Below are 20,999 nucleotides of genomic sequence, written 5' to 3' on the forward strand. Positions count from 1 at the left end.
GAAAGTCGTGCTACACTCATGATGATCCGCCCTTTGTGGATGATGGTTGTGTGAGAGCTTTCATCTAACCACATTTTGGCGGATTTTTCTATTTTTTATTTTCGATTAATGCAACAACCTCTATCTATTCTTATTATTTTATTGTCCTATGCTGTTAAAACTCAATCCTTTTCAGTACTTTATAGTTTTGGTCTTTTATTTATCACGTTTGCGATCATCTTAGGTCTTTATTACTGGATTTCAGAAAGATATACATCCTATTCATCCCTTGTTCATCGTTATAAGGATATTTTTCGGACATGGAAAAAAACGAATTATAAAACTATAGGAGTTGATGGATGTAGTTATTTTTACAAAGAGGAAATTTTCGATTGGTTAGAGCTAGAAGTACAACAAAATGGACTCCAGCTAAAAACAGATTCAGAGGAAACTTCTTACCTTTGGGATAACATAAGTCTTAAAAGTACGAATCGATATCTTTATTTTTCTGATTCTGATTATATTTTTGCCATTATTCCCAAAGATATCTTCAAAGAAAAGAAGCTTGAACAGCAGTTTGTTTCATTCGTGCATTCCTTTTTGAACAGTTGATACCTCACACGTTATAAGGGAATAACCAACATTTGCATTGGTGAAAGATCATAATGCCTTATCCATAATGGATAGGGCATTATAACCTTATATCGCTTTCGTTTTTCAGTTGATTGGTATTTCATGATAACTGAAAAATCCCAGCAACCATAACACACTCCACATTTTTTTCTTTACACCTAACAGATTCGCGAATCCATATTCCCCATTAGCATTTTTGTAGATGATTCGCATAGATTAGCCCTACAATAATCCTACTTCTGATAAGCAACACCAAATATCATCGACTGACAACCGGTCTTGATATTTTCTATGGCCTGTCGCCTTGATCTGTTTTGATAATAAAAGATGATTATCTTATCCTCAATGAAATGTCCTTTTAGATACATTCCTTTATCATCTATCCAACTTAAACAAAAAAGTTATAGACTGACCTATGTTAAAGCAAGCCAGTCTACAATTCTTAACATTTATCTTTTACTCATACATTTTAGATCTCTAACAGGAAAAACATGATGTTTACAACCTGGATGAAAGATTTCTTTAAATCCATAATTCCTCAAATTAGACAATATTGGATAATCTCCTGAAGCCTCAGCTGTCAATTTAATATCCCTTCCCATTTTCTGCAACTTGCATGATTGAAATTATGAAAAGAAATTACACAATATAAAGCATCTCGTTTCAAAGATTCATTGATAGTACCTTCAAATTGAGCTTGCATGACCTTTGTTCTGGCTACCATCATTGAATAGCTTTCAACTGGTACAAGTTCGGTTAGCTCGATCAATGATTGCAAAATCAGCAACTTATCTAGCTTCCTCTTTTAACACTTGAATGATGTTCCTGTAATTTCTTCAAACTAACCCCCTATTTCCCGATTCCTCATATTCTCCATAACGACACGAGTAACAATATCTTTAGCCCGTTGGCTGATATTTTGGGTCATCAAAAGTTAATGATTATAAGCTACTTTTTTTATTTGATTGGTAGTTTGCTTGTTGAGTTTGTTCTCGATTTTTACCGCATCTTTTGCTGCTTTTATGGTAATAGGAGAGACTGAATTTTTTAATAATTGTTACTCCGTCGGGTACAACCGAAACTTAAATGCTTTGTACATTTGCACCTCACTTTCCTTGTTTTTCAATATACTTTCTAACTACATCAATGGGTGCACCACCTGTAGTTAAAAGACAAAAACTTCTAGACCAGAAGGACTCCTTCCACAGTTGCTTTTTGATGTGAGGAAATTCTTATTGATGATGCGAGAACTGTAAATTTTGTAATAATTTATAAATTTCGAAGGTTCTGTTTTAGGATGTGCTTTCGATAACACGTGAACATGATCTTGATCGTGGTTCCACTCTATTAATGTTATATGGTACTTACTACCAATGTCGATAAACATTTGTTTTGCTTTTTCTTTGTTTACCAGGTTCATTTTTGGTTTTTATCCTATACACACTATTTGATTACTATTACTCTTTATCCAAACTGCACACGAAATTACAAACTTACTCTGTTCCCTTCTGTGTAATCTCATTATCTCGTATTGCTGATAAGCGCCTCAAAGCTTACGGTTTATACAATCACCAACTTGCTGTCATAGAGTTAAAGATAATGGCATTATAATGTGCCAGCTATTGATAGATATATCAGTAAGAGATCAATTTATCGTGTTACAAAAGTGACTATTAGGAATTATTTCGCCACAATTGAACCGTCTGAGAATCAATTTGCTTACCAGTTTTTAGCTCCATTTGGGAATAAAATTAAAATTATCAGTTCGAAACGTTTTATTACTAACTTTTTCTCTTTATTACACTTCGCTTTTTCTGGTTCGCTTTTCATATGGAAAGGTATGAGTTCAATATAAACTCATACCCTACAAACATGCTTAATTTTTCTTGACTTTATAGGTTCCATTCAAAATCAGTTGAATCCTTATTAATCAGCAAGAGTTGATTCACCTCCCGCCACCTTGCTTTCCCTCTTCTTTCATCAATTCAGATGGTATCACTGGATTTTTCTTACATCCTGGGTATGATTCGCCTTTTATGATTTTGATGGATTCGGCAGAAAGATAGCCTTTCTTTTTATCGACTTGAACATAATACCAATTATCCTGTTTACCGTTTGCATCTTGCTTACTTGGTTTTACACAGATAATGTCTACTTCAGTTCCTTTATTAATGTAAGCCAAGATATCCGAATTTTGGTCGGCTTTTTTGTAAAGAGCGGAGTCTGATCGCACAAGATGACGTATCTCAGTATTCGGAGTTATGGATGGCTTTGGACATGACGGAATGAATCCTTTTGTTGTGAGATATTTAGCAGGAATATATCCTTTCATTTTACCTACTTTGATATATGACCATGTGTGATAGATTTTGGAATCATCTCCAAGGAAGGGGGAACCTGACGTTTTACAAATCGCTTGAACAGCAGATGCAGCTTTTACTTCAGTGATTGAATCTGAAACATCTGGTTTTTTTAATAAATAGGTGGTTTTGGTGACAATAGCATTATTGTTGCCATCTGGTTCTTTTGTAAGTGGACTATAACTTCCACCTTTTCCATTGGTTAAGTCGGGGCAATTTTTTTCGCCAGCAGCATAACACTGTGGATTCTTTTCTATCGCAACGGGATGTTTAAAATATTCTTCCCATAATTGATCAAAATTTTTAAAAACGGTCTCTTGGCGAGCATATTTATTGATCTCCTCTATGATCGTGCTTCGCTTATAATTTTTCGCCCAAATGAGAAAACGAGCTGCTTCTTTATACTTTTTCTTTTCAATTTCAGAAGAAAAAGTAGCTTTCGGTTCTGGGTGGATGGGAACAGAAACATCAGTCATACCATCTCCTAAAAGAATCATGGCATAATCTGCCATTCCTTCTATAATCCAAATTGGAGTAGATGGACTATATGCCTGAACCAAATGGGCCAATTCATGATCAAATACACGGAAATTCAACTGATCCATTTCTTGAGAAATAGGAACTTTATTGTCTGGTAAAGATTTACTCATGTTAAGATAGATAGTATCTGGCTCATTGAATTTATAAAATCCCCCTTTGTTAGGATCGCTATTGTCAACCTTTACTTTTACGATTTTAGGAGCATTTGGGTTAAAGGTTGCAACGAGCTTTGGATAAACACGATAAAATTCATTCCTGATCAGTGTTTCATATTTATCCCCTAATTCATCTACAAAGATCAGCGAGTAAGGCGATTGGTTTCCAGCGTAAACGTTTGGAATTTGTCCGGTAAGGATTGAACCCATTAATATCAAGCAGAATAGGAATAACCCAAATCTATGACATTTTGTCAATCAAACATGCCTCCTTTAGTTATTCTATTAATTTATAAATCATATTATTATATATAATGGATTAATTATCAACATAAATATAATTCAAATAACAAACTAATAAAACATCTAATTCAGCTAGATTTCAATGATGACAATCCGATAAATGAAGATCAAGATACATATCATAATATTCTGGATTTTTTGGTTCATTTATGAATTAATATTCAAATAAAAATATTATCTGATTATATGATTCCATTACGTTGTACAAAATAATCATGCGCTAGAAAAATTTGATTCCTATGAAAACACATAATGAAAGGGAGATGCAGAATTGTTAAAACGATCACGATTCGTAGTAACATTATTGATATAAAGGAATTAGGTAAGAAATATCGATACTTTGGATCAGAAAGTAGCGCTTCAAATGGTTTCGGCTTATCTTTTAAAAGATCTTTGATTCGAGGTGGAAATGTCCAAATTCTTAATAGGAAAACATGATTCTTAAAACCTGGATGAAAGATTTCCTTATAGCCATAACCCCTCAACTTTCCCGATTCCTCATATTCTCCATAACGACACGAGTAACAACGTCTTTAACCCGTTAGTTGGTATTTTGGGTCACCAAACAGCCAATTCAGAAAAATCATTTAGAAAAGTATAAGACAAAGGAAAGCTAGTAGAAATGCTACTCCTGACTCTATAAAAAGCGCCTCGAATCAAGAGACACTATTTTATATTTGGCACCGATGCAATCACAGAAAAATATTAAATTTAGTTTTCCTATTACTATTTTTGACTGTTTAAGTTCTGGATACCCTAAAATATCTTACTTTGATATTAAAAATTTATCCTTTAATTGCAAAGCTACTAGACGTGCTGCTGCATTTGTCCAATTATAAAAAGTACGCTCGGGGACACAAGTTCGAAACCAATCTAATGCCTTTTTGGCATCCTCATCGAGTTGAGAATGATCATATCGTTTACTATAGGGCTTGATCCCGATAATATATGGAAAATATAGTGAGTTATAAAATCGCCACTCATCTGTTGTATCGAATGATCGATCTTTTTGAGGTTTTAATTGTTGTACACATTCAAACATAATTAATTTCAATTCATTTGCACGTTCTAAGATGTCTGATGTATTCCCTTTTTGCTGTAACCGGTGATCAATAACCTGCAATTGAGTGAGTGGATTTGCTGATAAACGTTGTAAATCTCCAAAATGGCTAAATGCACGGCGCACCATACGAAATAATTCTTCTTCTTCCATCTGCTCTGGATAAAACTGTTCATTTACAACTAATTTTACACTCTCAATTGTACGTAAACGAGAACGCTCTTGACGTAACTTGGGAAACGATACAAAAACAAAATAATCAAATATTGTTTGGATATAACGGGATAACACTTGCGCGGATACTGAAATTAAAATACTTATTAGGATAAAGAGTATGGTATTAAATGAAAATCTGGAGCTAATCCAGATCACAAATACCACTTGTCCGGTAAAAACTAAAGTGATCAGTAACATATAATCAAAGGAATAGATGAAATCTGGAAACCATCGCTCACCTTGTTTTAGAACCATGGAAGCAAACATAATGATTGCGATTCCTATTAATCCAATACTATTTAAAATGCTAAAGATCGCGTGATCATTGAATAACAACATAATTAAACTAACCACATAAATAAATATACATAATAATAAGCTGAATTTTGTTATCTTATCTTTCAAATGAGTAATAAAAGATTTCATTGAGATGATAATAGTAAGAACGAAGGCTATTAAAATAAATGAAAAAAGCACCACCTGTAAACTATAGATATTATGTAAATAGAATAGATATATACTGACGACACTTACTAATGGTAAAAGCACATAACACCATAACTGTATCATGCGAGTTCGATACTTTGAACTCTGTGGAAGTTGAGCATATATGGCTCCTATTAAGATCAATGGTGAATAAAAGATACAAAAGTCACATATCGAAACGAAAATAGATCGGAATGTTATCGTGTAACTAGCAAGAATCATTCCCCCATTAGAAATAGCTGAAAAAATCAGACTGATGCCTATCAGCACAAATGATTTATTTTTTATATCCCGTTGCATGATATAGATAGCAATCCATATCAATAATCCATATAAAACAAAAAATACGATTTCCAAACCATGCACCCCCTTTAGACAAATTAATACAGCTTAATAGATTATGCAAATGCTGATGTTTTTTACCAATATTTTCAAAAACATACTGCTAAACAGTGCTATTTTTGCAAATCAGCACTGTTTAGCAGTGAAATGTATGGGTATGGCAGTGAAATATGAATGATAATCAGGTTGAAAGTTAAAACACATAAAGCGAGGGATCGCAAAATGAAATCAAAAAAAGTTACTATCTCAAATGGATTGAAATGGATCTTGCTTGTAAATACTTTTTCAACAGGTGGATTTGCTCTTATCTTATTACTGTTTGGTAATTTCGTTGGACAATTAACAGGAATCGAAAACGGTTTAATCATTCGATTCGTTGGATTTGGCCTACTAGTCTTTGTTTCTTTTACCTTCTGGGCGGCTAAGCAAAAACAAATCCCAGCAAATATGCTGCTTACCTTTGCTGCTATTGATTTAATCTGGGTTATTGACAGTGCAATTCTTATTTCCCTTCTTCCACTCACAGTTGTCGGGATCATAGGTATCATTCTCGTTGCACTATTAGTCGCCATCTTTTCAATTTTTGAATTCTACTTTTATAAGGTCAACCAAATATAAAAACCTATCTTTATCCTTTAAAAACATTTAATTTACGATACTAACATACAAAGGATGATATTTATGAAAAAAGCAGAACAAATACTAACACAATACATTCAAAGTATGAGTAATCCAGAAAAAGCACTCTCCTATGTACATGAGGACGCCAAATTTATCGCAGCTAAGGAGCATCCTTCTACTAAACATCATTTTTATGGTACGTATCGTGGTCCAGAGGGCGTACGCAACTTGCTATCGAAGTTTCAAAAAGATCTCGATACACAAGAATTTACTATTCATAAGATCATTGGAGATGAATTAACTGCTTTTGCATGGGGGAAATTTATTCATCGCATTCGAACCACCAATAAATTATTTGAAAGTTACTGGGCAGTCGTTGTCGAAGTTGAAGATGATAAAATCAAATTCTTTCAAGGGTTTGAAGATACAGCCGGTTTGGAGGAATCATTTAAAAAAGAATAAGTCAAAAAACTAGTAGAAATGCTACTCCTGACTCTAGAAAAGAGCCTCTCGATATAAGTGCTCTTTTCTAGAGTTAGTATCAACAACAACTTGATTTTGATTTCGTAATCCTAGCTTCTTACGATTAGCCCCTTTGGGGCTGAGAATAGTCAATGGACACAAAGACTGGTTTACTTTTATGTTAGTCAATTGAAATGCCTCTGGTTCCCAGGTGTCAGTCAATTGGTTTATGTTCATGGTAGCAAATATGGGGATTTTCCCTGAATTAAACGAATTGGTTTTCGATTTTCACGTTTCATTTTCTTTCCTCCATAATGATTGATTTGTTAACTCTTAGTTCCCTAGGTAAGCGGTGAGGGTCCCTTCGCGTTCAGCCATCTCATCGGAGTGGATCATGTTGTGTGTGTATTTATATGTTCTTGACAAATGAAATAATGCTTTATTAACATTACTCTACCAGATATAAATATCTGATAGAGTAATTGTTTTATACCTTACATATGAAAGAAGGCTTATAAATGAGCAAGTGTATAAATAAGGCATCATTGATTTCTGCATTCTTACTTGTAGCTTTGTTGTTTCAACTTTTTATTCCAACTTCATATGCAGCAAACAAATCATATCAAGAAGAAAAAATTACATTTCAGAGTGGGACAGGACCATATAGAGAGACCCTGAATGGAACAGTTTTAGTCCCAAATACATCGGGTCTTCATCCAGCAATTGTGTTAGTTCATGGTGCGGGTAAAGGAGATCAGATGGAATTACGAAAAGAAGCAGAAATGTTCGTAAGAGCTGGAATGGTGACATTGATCTACAATAAACGAACGAAGGGATATAGCAAAACAGAACGCTCCTATCAATTATTAGCAGATGATGTGATTGCAGCGATGAAAACAATTTCCACCAGACCTGATGTAGACACAAAAAAAATAGGTTTATGGGGGTTTAGTGAAGGTGGTTGGGTTGCGCCACTTGCTGCTTCAAAATCGAAACAGGTTGCATTTATGATTACAATAGGCGCTCCACTTGTTAAGCCACTACAACAACAAACGTGGAGTTTAGAAAACCGGTTGCACCATATTGGCGTCACATCGGACGCGATGATCCAATCATTAGCACGCAATGGAGCTAAATTTGTGTATTCAGCAGGTTTATTCCCTGAGGCAGCTTATGATCCTGTTCCAGTTATGAAACAAATCAAGCAACCTGTACTGGCAATCTGGGGGAGTCAAGATCGAATCGTCCCACCAGAAGAAAGCTCACAAATCATGAAAAAGATACTCAATACTTCTGGGAATTATTACAATACGATGCTCTTTCTAAAAGATGCTACTCACGAAGGTTTTCAAAGTAGCGAAGATGGTTTTGCCAACACGCCATCATTCACTGCAGATTATGAGAAAGAACTGAACACTTGGCTAGATCAAGTGTTAAAAGGCAATCCTCCTGTATCCAAGGTTATCGGGCAAACACCTACACAAGAGAGATTATCGCCTCCAGAAGTTACATCATTACATTGGTATGATTCTGCTAAGTTTCAATTAAAACTCATTCTCTTTTTTCTTATCGTTTTCATCGGTTATTTTATAATAGGAATTTTTAATCGAAAATCTAAGAGTGCTACAGCACCTCTTGTACAAAAATGGGCAAAGCATCTGGCGATTAGTGGGCTTGTTACTGTCCTTCTATTTTGGGCATACTTGCTACTCATCTGGTTCTTTGGAGGTCAAATCGTGGGGTATATCATGCTAGGCAGGTCTATATTTTGGCTATTGATTCAACTACTTACTATCTCAACATGTTTGTTTACCCTATGGTTGATCATGGTTTGGTGGAAAAACCGCACATGTGTCCGGCTTCTAGATAAGATTCGTTTCTCCCTACTCGTTCTTGGTGGTATTGTATTGCTACCATGGGCATTGTACTGGCAACTCCTCTTCTCATGATGGCTACACCTTCTTAAATTTGAAGCAAATAAAAAGCCACAAGAATAATGTGACTTTTACTAACGCTCATCTATATTGGGTCCATCAAGTTCTTGGGACCCTTTTCCTTTACCAATAACTGTGATCTCATTTACTCTTGATGGTTCGAATGTTATTTTAGGAGAGTTATCAGATTTTGTATATCCCATTTTGTCTACTTTTTCTTCAAAATATTTCTCCCCTTGTTTTCCTATAAAATCATCGGGGATTGTGGGCTCTCCATGTTCTTTTCTATAAGCCTGAATTCTAGCTACATCTCTGTATGGATCATTAGCCCCATGGCACCAATATTCAACCTTTCCTGTATCAGGATCACGAAATTCTACAATTGTACGGTTATCAACATTAAAATTACGCCATTCTATTCCGTCTTTACCAAAATGATATTGAGTACCTTCCATAGTTTTCTCAACACCCTCAGATGTAACTTTAGGTAAATCTTTTGCTTTAGTATCTTCTGGTATTAACTTATTTATAAATCGGCTTAAACCAAGTCTTTTTTCAATTTTTAATTTTCCTAAATTAGGCATTTTGTTTTTGGAAGTTATTGGAATTAAAAAGTTCATTATTTTTCCAAGTCCACCTAAATTTCTCCCTTCAAATCGTTTATCCTCTGACATATAAAACCTCCTTAATCAAATCAATCACCTTAATAATATATTATTCAATAATAAAAGTTAATTAAACATATTCACCAAACTATTCTAAAGAAGATCTTCCTGTATTGACTTTCTAATCTATTGCATATATACCAAAAATGGATATTTATATGGATTTTTTTGCATTTAGGACAAAATAATAAAGACACTTCTTTTAATTCATTCCGAATGTCAGCAACTACTTCACCTACTGTAAAGCCTGGTTTAGTGGGTTTAATCTCTTGAAAGTACATCCTAAACCATCCTCAAACATCTTCTGTCTACGTATTTCATTTACCTGGTCATAACCTGCATGTCCATTTTCATCAATTTCTATAGCCCACTTTAATTCCTCAATATAAATATCAATTTCCTCTCTCGTACCTTCAATTGTTTTCTTTTCAATGATCGTCAAATCAGGAAAAGCTGCTTTTAAAGCATATGCAATATCAACTTCAACAGGAGACATGAACGATTTAATCCCTAAGTGTTGAGCTAATATGTGTACTATTTTCTTTCTTTTAAATCCAGTACAAAAACGAATTAAACCCTCTTCTGAAATGTACTAAGCACGATCTATCATTTTTTTCTCGCTTTGATCAAAGTAATCTTTTAACATTTGAGTGATGTTACCTGAGTACCCCATATTCTTCATGAAATTTCTAGCTTGATAATAATATGTTAACGTGGTTTGTACCACTTTGATATCTAATTTGTAGTCATCGCAAAACTCAATAAATTTTCTATGTGTTGATTGCTCTTCAGTGTCGAGAAGATAGGTTCTAATTTGCTTAGCTACTTCAGAGTCGCGTAAGAGCATACCGACTCGAAGATTGCACGGCGAGGGAAAGTGCTAATGATCTAGCACGAGTTTTTATGTGACTGGACTTCTTCAAGGAGTTCAGTTGTTCACCAGAATAAACAGTATAACCATCTGATAATAATTCATTTTTATGATCAAATGTTAAACTATTGATTGACTTTTTACTTACCTCATAAAATCCAGCTACTTGTTCGGTTGTCATCAATTTCGTATTTGGTAAAAATACTAAGTCCTTAACCTTGTCTAGAACTTCCGTTTTCCCCATCATTGTTACGCGAACAGATTTACTTTCTAACAACATTCCTTCATTAATTTTCATTCTTACCACCTTGTCCCTTTTGTCCCTTTCTCCTGTTTCCTTTTGGAATTAAAAAAGGAAGCGACAAATTATCGCTTCCTAAATGGAGCCTGAACACGTGGGAAGGAAAAGGAAAAACCACTCGCAATAAGGAGCTACCTTAAAGCGGTTCAGGCTATGTATTTGGTTTTGGTTCGTTATGTGGCATAAAAATAGCCCCTGCCAATTTAGGCAGAGACTTAATTACTTTCTACTATATATGTGCAGTCAGAGGCACAATAAGGGATATAATTTTGGGAAATTTCTATTTTTTTACTTTAATTCGTATTTTCGTAGACATAGAAGCAATAAGTATGCTTTCATTTATTTAACGCAACATCCGATTAGCCTATCTCAAAAACCGGGTTAGGCCAGCAACCGTTCGACCACGTTCGAAAGGAGAGAAGTGGACCTTCTCCAGATCATCGGCCTTCTTTCTGTCGCCTACATGATTGGAGGCTTCCTAGGATGCCTCCTAAAAGTCATGATGGACTACAGCACAATACGCTTTCCGTTCATAGACGGTGGAATAATGTCCGCTTCGATGGTTTTATTTGCCATCGCAGAAATCAACAGCCAGGAGAGCCCTATTGTTGGAGGCGCTCTTGGACTTGTTGCCGGAGCTTGTATCACCTTTCTCATTGAGTGGTTCGCTGACTAGGAAATCCCGCCTCCCAGAAAGAAGCTGAACATCCAAAAGCAGTCACACCTCCGCAAGTTCGAGGGATGGGCTGCTTTTGGATGTTGAAATATACTTTTAAGACACCCGAAATCTGAGTGCCTTAATTTTTAAGCCTGTTCGTGTGGAAGGAGTTGGTTAAACCACTCTTACCAGAGATCAACTCGGAAAGGGACAGGCTATGTATTTGGTTTTGGGTCATGAATGCAACGCAAGTGAAAATGTACTTAGGTATAAATCAATCAATTTGTAAAAAAAAGCCTTTACCAAATTAGGTAAAGTTAATCTAAGCTTTAAATTTAATTATTTTTCTTTATCCTCGTTTCCTTCTTCCATTCCCCTTTCTGTACTTCTTAAAATATCATCCCAATCAGGCTTGCCTCCTTTCTGTGTAAAAAGCTTCAAAGCCTGATCATGGGCGATTGGATCAATTACTGTGGATTCTCCATATTCCCCTTTCTCTACATCTATTTCTCTCCCCAGACTTTCTAATAAATTCCTATGATTAATCTTTTTAGTTTCTCTTTCTTCGTGAAGTTGTAAAGCTTTATTATGCGAGATTCCGCTTTCCCTATCTGCATCAAATTGAGTAAACTCTTCATAAGATAATGTTGCGCGTTTACCTCGTTCGTCTTGTAAATTACCATTTTCAGTCCTACTTAAAGACCCTTCTTCTTCAATCACAACACTTAAATTTTCTTTTTCTATTGTTTCACCTCTCATCTGTTCTACTTGCTCAATATCACTTAATCGAACTCGATAACCTCCAAATTCATGTTTTCCTGAAAGTGAAATTCTTTCGTAGAAACTTGTATTATTATTCCTCTGATAATTATTTAAAACAATCCCATTTCCCACTTCTTTGCTTGAAGTGAGTGTAATAGCATTATCCTGAGTAGACATAATTATTCACCTTTTTAATACTTTTAATTAGGATTACTATATCTCAGTTTTCAAACTCATCTAACCCTTAAAAATACCTCTACTATATATGTGCCGTCAGCAGCATAAAGAGGGACATTATTAATAAATTTTTATTTTTCACACCTAATCGGATTTTCATTGACATAGGAAAAATAAATATGCTTTCATTTATTTAACACAACATAGCCCATCTCAGAACCCTGGTTAGGCCAGCAACCGTTCGATACGACCATTCGAAAGGAGAGAAGTGGAACTTCTCCAGGACATCGGTATCAGTGTTGTCATCTTCCTAACCGTAGTCTTCATCATTGTTTCCATCATAGCATTGCGAAAGATGTAAGACTGATCCCAGAAGAAGCCGAAAGAAAAAAGTACATCCAAAAGCAGTCACACCTCCGCAAGTTCGAGGGATGGGCTGCTTTTTGGTGTTGAAATATACTTTTAAGACACCCAGAAAAACTAAGTGTCTTTGCCTATAAATAGAGAAATTATTAAATGTACACTTCTTCCACACTATCAATTTGTACAAAAGAATAAGAGAGAAGTGGAGTTGTATGAAAAGTGAATAGATCAGTTAAAACATGATATATACTTGTACTTTCAGTATCTCCTGACGTGACTTTTCTCGTATATTCTTTTATAAAAACTGTTTGATCTACTGTTTCAAAAGATAGAGTTACCTTATGATGTAGTTCAGGTATTGTTTCCGTAGGTGTAGAACTTATAACGCTTGTTTCTAATCGTTTTAATATCTGATTACTAGTTGGATTAAAGTCAAAATTAAAGTACCGAACCATTGCAAACCATCTTGCGTTCGCTTCATCTGAATTCGGAACTTCATATTGAACAGGTGCAGGTGAAATTTCTTGATCATCTTTTCGTACAATAGCCTTCGTCTCGACCACGAAATCAAAAGCCATATAATCCCCACAATCCTAAAAAATATTTCCTACTATATATGTGCAACCAGAAGCACAAAAGCTGAATCTTTTCCAACTTGTACCGCTGCAAAATCATATTTTGAACTCGGTTATATATTATAACTGGCGTTATTAAAAGAGAATAGATAGATATTGCTTGAATTACGTGACTTAAAACGAACGTTTCAAATAGCGACCATTCTAAATTGTCAAGAATGTTGTCGTGAGTTTGGATTCGCCTGAGCTTTTGATTCAGAGAATGTTTTGGTTTTGCCTTTAATGTGTCCGACTTCGAATAATTTGTACCCCTTCTTATTAGCCTCAATCACTGCATACCCAGGGCTGGATAGAGATAAATCTAAACCTAGAATGATCATAAAGAACCTTTTCCCTGTCTAATTTTCTCAATGTAATTCAATATCATTTCATACTTTGATAATAGAGATTGATTAGATTTCGTTTTTGGTTGAAGACCCAAATTGATTTCCTCATCTTCTATTTCTCTGATTTCATCTCGTGCCATAGATCGAGCAATCACCTTTTTGTAATTGTTAAAGGTCCATTTGTGAATGTCCAGTTTGGGTGGACTACCATTTTTCACCCATTCGATTACCATATTGAATTTCTCTAGTAATTCTTTTCGATCTTTCTCAGTCACGTAAACATGAAAACAACGTAAATCAGGATATTTTGCTTGATCCTCATCACTCATTTCCCAACTTTTCTTTGATAAGTTTCCATATAGCAATAGAAACTCATCGACCTGGTACATAATCGAATAAGCAACAACCTGTTTCACATGGTCAAAATCAGGACCACGCATGGAGAATTGACTAGTTCTAGCGGACGATGTCTGTTTAGACTTGATTTCTAGTCCAATTTTAGAACCGTCTCTGTACTGCAAAATACCGTCTGGCTGACCTCCGATTGGGACACCTGAATAGACACCATAGGTTTTAGCAAACTCTTCCCACATCGGAACCTTAATAACATCACCAGATTTGGTTTCCATATCAGTGTATACAGGTATGAAAGTTGGTTCGTTTCCAGTCATTTTCTGATAATGCTTATGGATCGCTAACAAATCATGTTGGATCATATCCCCAAACATCCCGCCTAACTTCTGCCATCGTTTTTGGTGTGGTTGAATGGTGTCATCATCCGGTTTATCTCCTTTCGCCATATGGTAAAGCTCACGTAAGCAAGATGATGCACTAGAAGGATGAAAATAATGAACCCCCCGTTTTTTCAATCCTTTTGACGGAGGGTTTAGAATCGCTTCATATTTGATTTTATGAATGTAGGCTTCTAACTCCAGGTCATACGGTTGTTTTTCTGAGTGGAAATTGTTGATCATACTTAGAAAATCGGTTGTTAGTTGTTCCCCTCGTTGTGCTATATTTTCGGTTTCCATTTGATCTATAATTTCACTTGCCGTGCTTGTGAACATTTAATTTAATCTCTCCTCTATAATAGTTCTATTTTTCTTGTATATGTGACTTTCCTCTTTCGATCTAAAAGACTCTTTGCTGCAAACTTTATTAAATTTCATCTGGTACTTCTCTTTTCTGTGAACACCTATACCATAAATCTACCAGTTTTTTATGAGAATACTCACATCTTTTCATAATCCACACATACATTCACATTCATTGTTAAATATGTCTAATTGATCCTGTTCAGTAAGAGATTTATATAATTGATCAAAATATGCAATTCCAGTTCCATTCATTCCTGGAAAATTTCTTATCTCCTTATCAAACTCAACTGCAACTTTCCAAGACTTTTAATCACTTTTTTTCATTGTAAGCGAAGTCTTATCACTATGAAAAGAACAGCCTATACAAGCAGATTTTGGTGGTAATAGATATCCTTGTTTCGTCATCCAATTCAGACAATCTTTTCGGGGAAAATTGTGCTAAGGATTCAATCCATCCTATATACTGCTGCTATTGTATTTAACCATAACTCTGATCTGTCCTCGCTATTGGGAAATTTCAACGCCAACTTAATAAATACGATAATTTGCAAATCCCAAATTAATTTAATTAATTTACCGAACTCGTTATATTCATAAAATAATATATATTGAAAAATAAATACTTGTATTTGAAATTAAAATAAATAATGTTATAATCATGCTATCATGTCCAGTCATACCTGATCAGAGATAGAAAGGGTAATAAAAGATCAGGATTCGCTACGTACAGCCCAATCGTTGGGCAGTCCGATACAGGAAGGTACATAGTTGTCGATTAAGATGAACCTGAGGAAACTCGGGATCACCGCCCCTCGTTCCAACAGTCAGGGGAATTGCTTGACGCTCGATTGGCGGGGGATGTTCCTCTACCTCGCCAGCACCGAGACGGGTACTTCTCTTCGACTGGACAAGGAGGGATTCTGCGAGCTGGTGAAGTGGGTGTCTACTCACGAGAAGCAGCTCCTCGGGGAGGTGCCTCTCCAGAGCCGCTCTGACCACTTCCTGGCGGAGTGGGACAAGAACGGCCAGCTCAGCCTGTCCGTCGCAGTTTCTCCGAAGAAGGTCCTCATCCTCACTCCGGCCGAGCAGGGTCAGCTCGTTGACTGTGCGAACAGTCGGCTCATGCCCCTTCATCGGGGGACCATCCTCGCGGTGGACAGCAAGGGCCTCTGCACCCCGACCGAGGTGTTCGCTAACGACGTTCCGGTCGCCGACGCACTCCTGGAGTGGGAGGACGGTGAGCTCTTGCCGGCACTCCTTGCTGCGTAAGCATGCATGGTAAACAGTAAGAAGTAAGATGGCTCGTGCCCTGGGAATCGATTCCCAGGGCACGAGCCCGTTTTGCTGACATCCAGTTGGTCGATGCTCTAACCTTTACCTTAGTCCATGACGCTTTATCAATTTCATCTTGACAGTAGACAACCATATAAAGATTTGCAGGTATTTATAATCATCATACGATTTAAAGTATACCAGCAGCCAAGCAAAATATTTATCACTGTTACCTATAAAATGTTTTATATAACCACATTTTCTTATTTCTACTCCTCTTCATTTTGCTTTTAATATAGGCACTCCATTAGATCCGCCTACAAAGATATGTTTTGATCGGGTATATCCGGTTATTGGTGCTCCATAAATCTGTTCCCTCACCGTGTTTCCTTTTTCAGATTCGATCCATGCCATTTGTTGTCTCTTTTCTGAGTTTGATTTGAGCATAGACGCTATAAGAACCTTAGCTAAGTGGAGGTAAAGCAACAAACCCTGTTTTAATCCCTCTTTGAAAACCAACGTTTTCATAAAATTCTAATGTTTCTTCTCTCTTAGAACCAGTTAAAAGCATAGCTTTATAACATTTTTTGCTCCATGCTATTTCTAATGCCCTTGTTAATACTAATTTGCCATACCCTTTCCTTCTAAAATCTAGGTGTGTTACGACATTTTCCACAAGCCCATATGGATGTGCGTTTCTTGTTAAGTTTTTAATAATTGCAAGACAGCATGTTGATACTAATTTTCCGTTCACGTCAACTACTACATAATAGAGATTAGGGTCATTGAAAATTTCAAACCAAAGATCACTTATTTGTTCTTTTTGTAAGATTGGATCATCATTGTTTAGTTGCCCATATAAGGATAATAATTGATCTAATTCTTCATATTTGACTAATCGAACCTCAACATTCGTTTCGATGGATAACACCTTCCCTATTTGCTTATATTTGGGATTCAAAAGAAATTTTCAATTCCTGGATTTCACTCCTATAAGCCGTACGCCAATTCCAGGGGTATTTTGAGAGATTTTGCTTTTCAAGTCTCTTTTTTATGATTTGATCCTTTTATTCATCATTCACTGCATAAATATACATATTGAATATAACTTATGTTTCATAAAGAATCATATCATCACAAAGACTAAAGGAATTATTCGGTTTAGCATCTGTTATATTAAAATTACAAAGCTCCTGTTTGTAAAATCTAATCAATCATCTATAACCTTTAAAAAGTGGTTCATGGCGTTTTTCTCTTCGGTTCAGCGAGCATGAAATATACAACAATCGCAGCAATGGTGCAAATCATCATGACACCCCACAAAACAATTTCCCAAGCCTCTGTATACTGTTGGGCAAGAAACTGTGTATTTGATCCCATTAGACTACCTGCTGCTACTTGGTTAGCCAACTCGGAAGAGCCTACCCTTACTTGAATGAGGCTAACAAGGACTGAACCAAACACAGCGATAACAAGAGCTTCAGCCCCACCCCGAATGGTATTCAGAAAACCGGCAGCCATTCCAACACGATTGGGTTCAACTAGACTCATCGCTTGACCATCAGTTATGCCAAATGATATCCCCATTCCAATCCCGATTAATAACAGCGGCCCAAATACCTCACCATTTGTGATATTTGGATGAATCACTGTCAGCCAACCATTTCCGATTGCCATGAATAGTAAACTAACACTCATGAGACCACGAGGTGATATCCCACGGTTTATAAACCATCCACCGATTTGTGGCATAACAAGTACAGGTGCTGTAAGCATCAGCATGATCAAACCTACATCTTGGGTTGATGCATGATTCACTCCTTGAAGGTAGGTTGGAAAAAAAACTAACACTCCAAGAAAACCAACAGATGTTATAAGCGTCCCCAAGCACCAAGCCATAAACCTGACATTTTGGACAAGCATAAGATCGAGTACAGGATGTGATATACGACGTTCAATCATCACAAATAAGACTAGTAAAATAACGGAGGCAATAAGCGTGCTAAAAATGATCGGACTATTCCAACCCATTTCAGGACCTAGAATAATACCAAACATCATCAAGGCTAAACCACCAGTAAAAGTTATCATTCCAGCAAGGTCTACTTGGGATTGTCCCTCTGATCGTGATTCGGTTATGAATATGGTACCGATTAGGATAAGTACTCCCACCACCACATATGAAAAAAAGGTGATACGCCAACCCAATACTTCAATCAGCCATCCAGATAAAAATGGGCCAATCGCAATCCCTACGCCTGCCATCGTACCCATTGCAGCAAATGCTCTTGTACGAGATGATCCCGTAAATGTTGCAGCCAGGATTGCCCCTCCACTGGCCATTATTCCAGCTCCACCTATACCAGCAAGTGCTCGTGCTGCATCAAGCAGATAGATATTTTGTGCAACTACACTAATAAGTGAACCCATTGCGAAGAGAATGGCTCCTGTAATAAAAGTGCGGCGGCGACCAAACAAGTCTGCCAATGAGCCAAACACGAGGGTAAATGCTGCAAATGTCAAATTATAAGCAGCGACTACCCAGTTAAGTGCTGGACCAAAAACGTGCAAATCGTTCCCGATTCGTGTAGTCGCAATGGCTGTTCCAGCGATGGACATTGCCACCACTAGAACCCCCATTAAAACGACAAGTAAAGTCATAACAGAATTCCCTTTTTGATTTTGTATCTTTTCCATCATCAAGCTCCCTTTCTATGCCCCAAATGTTTACTGAGTCAGAGTGACCCACCCAAAAAACGATTTTGAATCTGTTGATTCATATGTTAGTTACTAATAACTAACATATGATCTAAAAAAATTAAGTGGTTAAACCTTTGGCTATAATGGATATGGCCTCTTTCAGTTCATTTTCAGGCTCTGAAACAGTTCCTTCTAGAAGTACACTGGCCACAAATTTCCCATAATTGTAGCGCATGATGGTTAATGCCAGAGTTTCAGGATTTCCAGAAATAACTTTTCCCTTCTGCTGCATATCACGAAGATATTCAGTGACGATACCTAAGAACTTTGAAGCATTCTTGAATACATTTAGATGTATGTCGGGCATTGTTTTTCTTTCCATAATGGAAATCAAATAAATTTTTTTATTTTTCTTTAGCACATCGTGATACAATTTACTAATCATTAACAAATCGGATTCTAATTCATATGTGATATTCTCTTGTATCTTTTGCTCAATGGGTTCCGAAAACAGATAACGATTAATGATAGTATCTAATATGGCCTTCTTAGTGCCAAACGTTCGAAACACTGTCATCTCACTAACAGATGCAAAAGCAGCAATTTCTTTAATGGTAACAGCCTTATATCCCTTCTCGGCCATTAAATTAACTGTAGCAGATAATATTTTGTCAGCTGTGTCTTCTTTTTTTGAACTCATATAATTCACCTCCATGTTAGTTATTGATAACTAACAAATTAACCATAATATACTTTTTACTTGCATGATTGTCAAGATCCATTTATTTAAACTTCGATCCCTTGTTGACTTGGTCTTTGTCATAGATTAATGAATTAAATAATGAAACTAAGAAGTCATTCACAAGAGGGAAACTGAAACAGTACTCTATGTCAATTTGAAATATGACTCCACATTTTTTGTACTCTTACCATACTTTCTTAATCTACTTGTTTCATCTTAAATCAACGTTTTGGAACCATCTCTTTCCCTATTCTCACAATATCCCGCCAATTTTTACTATACTTTGTTAATAGTTTTTGATATCGCAAAGGTTGATTATTGTTGTTAAATCTCGTTCAAACTTGGGGAATTCGGAGTTATCACCACCTGATCGTAAAATCTTATGCCAAAATCTCATCGCTTGCGCCATCTCATCTGAATGGGAATAGGAGTAATGAATGTGGGTTATGCTCTAGTTTCAACAGGGCTTCAAAATTCAGATCTTCAAATCGTTATTTAGAAAGCAAAAACAACAGCCACTTTATAATTATGTAAGTAATCCCCAGCTCGGCCCCTCAATATGCGAACCGGTTCCATACCCCAAAACACCCGATTTTCGTTTTGTCTACTACGAAAAGAAGTTTATAAGTAGCTATAATCCTAAATAGTCTTGCAGCAGGTTCTCACAGGCAAGCTTGATATGATGATTGAGATATTCTACCTTGAAGACATAACCTCGATGTTGGTATTCGACATGTCTCGCTTTGTCTAACTGATCTTCAAATACAATCTTTGCTTTGTTGATCATGAGTTGTTTTTTCAACTCATAAAGATCATGAGAGATTTCATTGATAACGTGGTCAATCAATGAGTTATAAACCTTGTACATTTTGGTTTCTCGCATTCTAAGTCGGTCCCATTCGAGTGTTGATCTGAGAATTTGTAGATAAACAGTTTTCTGAATGAGTCGACTTACATCATTATCGAAGATTGACATGATTGACCTCTTTTAGGATTATGTATGTCCATATAAGCGGCTCAATAATCAAAATAAATAAACCGCTTTCATTGAGCCGACTATTTTCCCTCTATCCTCTGGAGTTATCTAGTTAGCTTGTGCCTGGTTCATCGGCCGCGCATCATATCAACCTCTCCTTAAAATGAATTCCAAAGTATAGGCGACTCTATTCGAGGAGATCAAAGAAAAACGATTCGGAATGCATGGTTTTCAACGGATCGTACAATTAATATCTCGAATTGAACAGACTTTGGGCATTTATGACTTATCACAATTTACGCCCAACTATCCGAGATTTATGACGGGAAATGATATCCCATCGGGAATTCAAGTTAATTTCTT

The 20,999-nt window shown here is 36.2% G+C and carries 18 protein-coding genes and 1 pseudogene; 5 read left to right on the forward strand and 14 right to left on the reverse strand.

Annotated features, from left to right (window positions below; translation table 11 throughout):
- Positions 1-1,718: 1,718 nt before the first annotated feature.
- The 3 genes and pseudogenes from tnpA to BUB71_RS17510 form a co-directional block, all read right to left on the reverse strand.
- Positions 1,719-2,032, reverse strand: a pseudogene (gene tnpA, locus BUB71_RS19275) (IS200/IS605 family transposase).
- A gap of 525 nt (positions 2,033-2,557) precedes the next feature.
- Positions 2,558-3,925, reverse strand: coding sequence for an SH3 domain-containing protein (locus BUB71_RS17500; RefSeq protein WP_073158076.1), 1,368 nt, complete (start codon positions 3,923-3,925; stop codon positions 2,558-2,560).
- An 811-nt stretch (positions 3,926-4,736) separates the two neighbouring features.
- Entirely contained in the window at positions 4,737-6,089 is a 1,353-nt protein-coding gene (locus tag BUB71_RS17510; RefSeq protein ID WP_073158083.1) for a hypothetical protein, read from the reverse strand.
- Between the two features lie 207 nt (positions 6,090-6,296).
- Here BUB71_RS17510 and BUB71_RS17515 point away from each other — a divergent pair, with 207 nt between their 5' ends.
- The 3 genes from BUB71_RS17515 (at position 6,297) to BUB71_RS17525 (ending at position 9,106) form a co-directional block, all read left to right on the forward strand.
- Positions 6,297-6,692: a hypothetical protein gene (locus BUB71_RS17515; RefSeq protein ID WP_073158087.1), complete on the forward strand. Its 396-nt coding sequence runs from the start codon at positions 6,297-6,299 to the stop codon at positions 6,690-6,692.
- Positions 6,693-6,755: 63 nt separating this feature from the next.
- Positions 6,756-7,157, forward strand: coding sequence for a nuclear transport factor 2 family protein (locus BUB71_RS17520; protein ID WP_073158090.1), 402 nt, complete (start codon positions 6,756-6,758; stop codon positions 7,155-7,157).
- Between the two features lie 518 nt (positions 7,158-7,675).
- On the forward strand, positions 7,676-9,106 hold the full coding sequence (locus BUB71_RS17525) for a prolyl oligopeptidase family serine peptidase (protein WP_073158093.1): 1,431 nt from the start codon (positions 7,676-7,678) through the stop codon (positions 9,104-9,106).
- A gap of 59 nt (positions 9,107-9,165) precedes the next feature.
- On the opposite strand, the gene BUB71_RS17530 is transcribed toward BUB71_RS17525, so the two are convergent.
- The 3 genes from BUB71_RS17530 to BUB71_RS17545 form a co-directional block, all read right to left on the reverse strand.
- Complete coding sequence (locus tag BUB71_RS17530) at positions 9,166-9,765, reverse strand: hypothetical protein (RefSeq protein ID WP_073158096.1); 600 nt, start codon at positions 9,763-9,765, stop codon at positions 9,166-9,168.
- A gap of 226 nt (positions 9,766-9,991) precedes the next feature.
- Complete coding sequence (locus tag BUB71_RS17535; RefSeq protein WP_073158101.1) at positions 9,992-10,252, reverse strand: hypothetical protein; 261 nt, start codon at positions 10,250-10,252, stop codon at positions 9,992-9,994.
- Between the two features lie 331 nt (positions 10,253-10,583).
- A complete protein-coding gene (locus BUB71_RS17545; protein WP_073158108.1) occupies positions 10,584-10,925 on the reverse strand; it encodes a hypothetical protein in 342 nt (113 codons plus the stop codon).
- A gap of 424 nt (positions 10,926-11,349) precedes the next feature.
- Here BUB71_RS17545 and BUB71_RS17550 point away from each other — a divergent pair, with 424 nt between their 5' ends.
- Positions 11,350-11,604 (forward strand): hypothetical protein, encoded by a 255-nt coding sequence (locus BUB71_RS17550; RefSeq protein WP_073158111.1) that lies wholly within the window; start codon positions 11,350-11,352, stop codon positions 11,602-11,604.
- Positions 11,605-11,925: 321 nt separating this feature from the next.
- Here the strand turns inward: BUB71_RS17550 and BUB71_RS17555 are convergent, their stop codons facing one another.
- From BUB71_RS17555 to BUB71_RS17565, 3 genes are all read right to left on the reverse strand, one after another.
- On the reverse strand, positions 11,926-12,525 hold the full coding sequence (locus BUB71_RS17555; protein WP_073158115.1) for a hypothetical protein: 600 nt from the start codon (positions 12,523-12,525) through the stop codon (positions 11,926-11,928).
- Positions 12,526-13,037: 512 nt separating this feature from the next.
- Positions 13,038-13,466 (reverse strand): hypothetical protein, encoded by a 429-nt coding sequence (locus tag BUB71_RS17560; RefSeq protein ID WP_073158119.1) that lies wholly within the window; start codon positions 13,464-13,466, stop codon positions 13,038-13,040.
- A 373-nt stretch (positions 13,467-13,839) separates the two neighbouring features.
- Positions 13,840-14,916: a hypothetical protein gene (locus tag BUB71_RS17565; protein WP_073158123.1), complete on the reverse strand. Its 1,077-nt coding sequence runs from the start codon at positions 14,914-14,916 to the stop codon at positions 13,840-13,842.
- 867 nt (positions 14,917-15,783) lie between these two features.
- Between BUB71_RS17565 and BUB71_RS17570 the strand changes: the two genes are divergently transcribed.
- A complete protein-coding gene (locus tag BUB71_RS17570; RefSeq protein WP_139279179.1) occupies positions 15,784-16,215 on the forward strand; it encodes a hypothetical protein in 432 nt (143 codons plus the stop codon).
- A gap of 282 nt (positions 16,216-16,497) precedes the next feature.
- Here the strand turns inward: BUB71_RS17570 and BUB71_RS20265 are convergent, their stop codons facing one another.
- From BUB71_RS20265 to BUB71_RS17590, 5 genes are all read right to left on the reverse strand, one after another.
- Complete coding sequence (locus BUB71_RS20265; protein WP_281248225.1) at positions 16,498-16,632, reverse strand: hypothetical protein; 135 nt, start codon at positions 16,630-16,632, stop codon at positions 16,498-16,500.
- A 49-nt stretch (positions 16,633-16,681) separates the two neighbouring features.
- Positions 16,682-17,179 (reverse strand): GNAT family N-acetyltransferase, encoded by a 498-nt coding sequence (locus BUB71_RS17575; protein ID WP_245815716.1) that lies wholly within the window; start codon positions 17,177-17,179, stop codon positions 16,682-16,684.
- 278 nt (positions 17,180-17,457) lie between these two features.
- On the reverse strand, positions 17,458-18,918 hold the full coding sequence (locus BUB71_RS17580) for an MFS transporter (RefSeq protein WP_217653575.1): 1,461 nt from the start codon (positions 18,916-18,918) through the stop codon (positions 17,458-17,460).
- A gap of 118 nt (positions 18,919-19,036) precedes the next feature.
- Positions 19,037-19,618, reverse strand: coding sequence for a TetR/AcrR family transcriptional regulator (locus tag BUB71_RS17585; protein ID WP_073158129.1), 582 nt, complete (start codon positions 19,616-19,618; stop codon positions 19,037-19,039).
- 673 nt (positions 19,619-20,291) lie between these two features.
- On the reverse strand, positions 20,292-20,636 hold the full coding sequence (locus BUB71_RS17590) for a YhjD family protein (protein ID WP_073158132.1): 345 nt from the start codon (positions 20,634-20,636) through the stop codon (positions 20,292-20,294).
- Positions 20,637-20,999: the final 363 nt, after the last annotated feature.

Source organism: Seinonella peptonophila, assembly GCF_900129355.1.
Lineage (GTDB): Bacteria > Bacillota > Bacilli > Thermoactinomycetales > Thermoactinomycetaceae > Seinonella > Seinonella peptonophila.

Coding starts and splice junctions, on each gene's coding strand:
- BUB71_RS17515 (WP_073158087.1), top strand. CDS start 6,297: ATGAAATCAAAAAAAGTTACTATCTCAAATGGATTGAAATGGATCTTG.
- BUB71_RS17520 (WP_073158090.1), top strand. CDS start 6,756: ATGAAAAAAGCAGAACAAATACTAACACAATACATTCAAAGTATGAGT.
- BUB71_RS17525 (WP_073158093.1), top strand. CDS start 7,676: ATGAGCAAGTGTATAAATAAGGCATCATTGATTTCTGCATTCTTACTT.
- BUB71_RS17530 (WP_073158096.1), bottom strand. CDS start 9,765: ATGTCAGAGGATAAACGATTTGAAGGGAGAAATTTAGGTGGACTTGGA.
- BUB71_RS17535 (WP_073158101.1), bottom strand. CDS start 10,252: ATGTCTCCTGTTGAAGTTGATATTGCATATGCTTTAAAAGCAGCTTTT.
- BUB71_RS17545 (WP_073158108.1), bottom strand. CDS start 10,925: ATGAAAATTAATGAAGGAATGTTGTTAGAAAGTAAATCTGTTCGCGTA.
- BUB71_RS17555 (WP_073158115.1), bottom strand. CDS start 12,525: ATGTCTACTCAGGATAATGCTATTACACTCACTTCAAGCAAAGAAGTG.
- BUB71_RS17560 (WP_073158119.1), bottom strand. CDS start 13,466: ATGGCTTTTGATTTCGTGGTCGAGACGAAGGCTATTGTACGAAAAGAT.
- BUB71_RS17565 (WP_073158123.1), bottom strand. CDS start 14,916: ATGTTCACAAGCACGGCAAGTGAAATTATAGATCAAATGGAAACCGAA.
- BUB71_RS20265 (WP_281248225.1), bottom strand. CDS start 16,632: ATGGCATGGATCGAATCTGAAAAAGGAAACACGGTGAGGGAACAGATT.
- BUB71_RS17580 (WP_217653575.1), bottom strand. CDS start 18,918: ATGATGGAAAAGATACAAAATCAAAAAGGGAATTCTGTTATGACTTTA.
- BUB71_RS17585 (WP_073158129.1), bottom strand. CDS start 19,618: ATGAGTTCAAAAAAAGAAGACACAGCTGACAAAATATTATCTGCTACA.
- BUB71_RS17590 (WP_073158132.1), bottom strand. CDS start 20,636: ATGTCAATCTTCGATAATGATGTAAGTCGACTCATTCAGAAAACTGTT.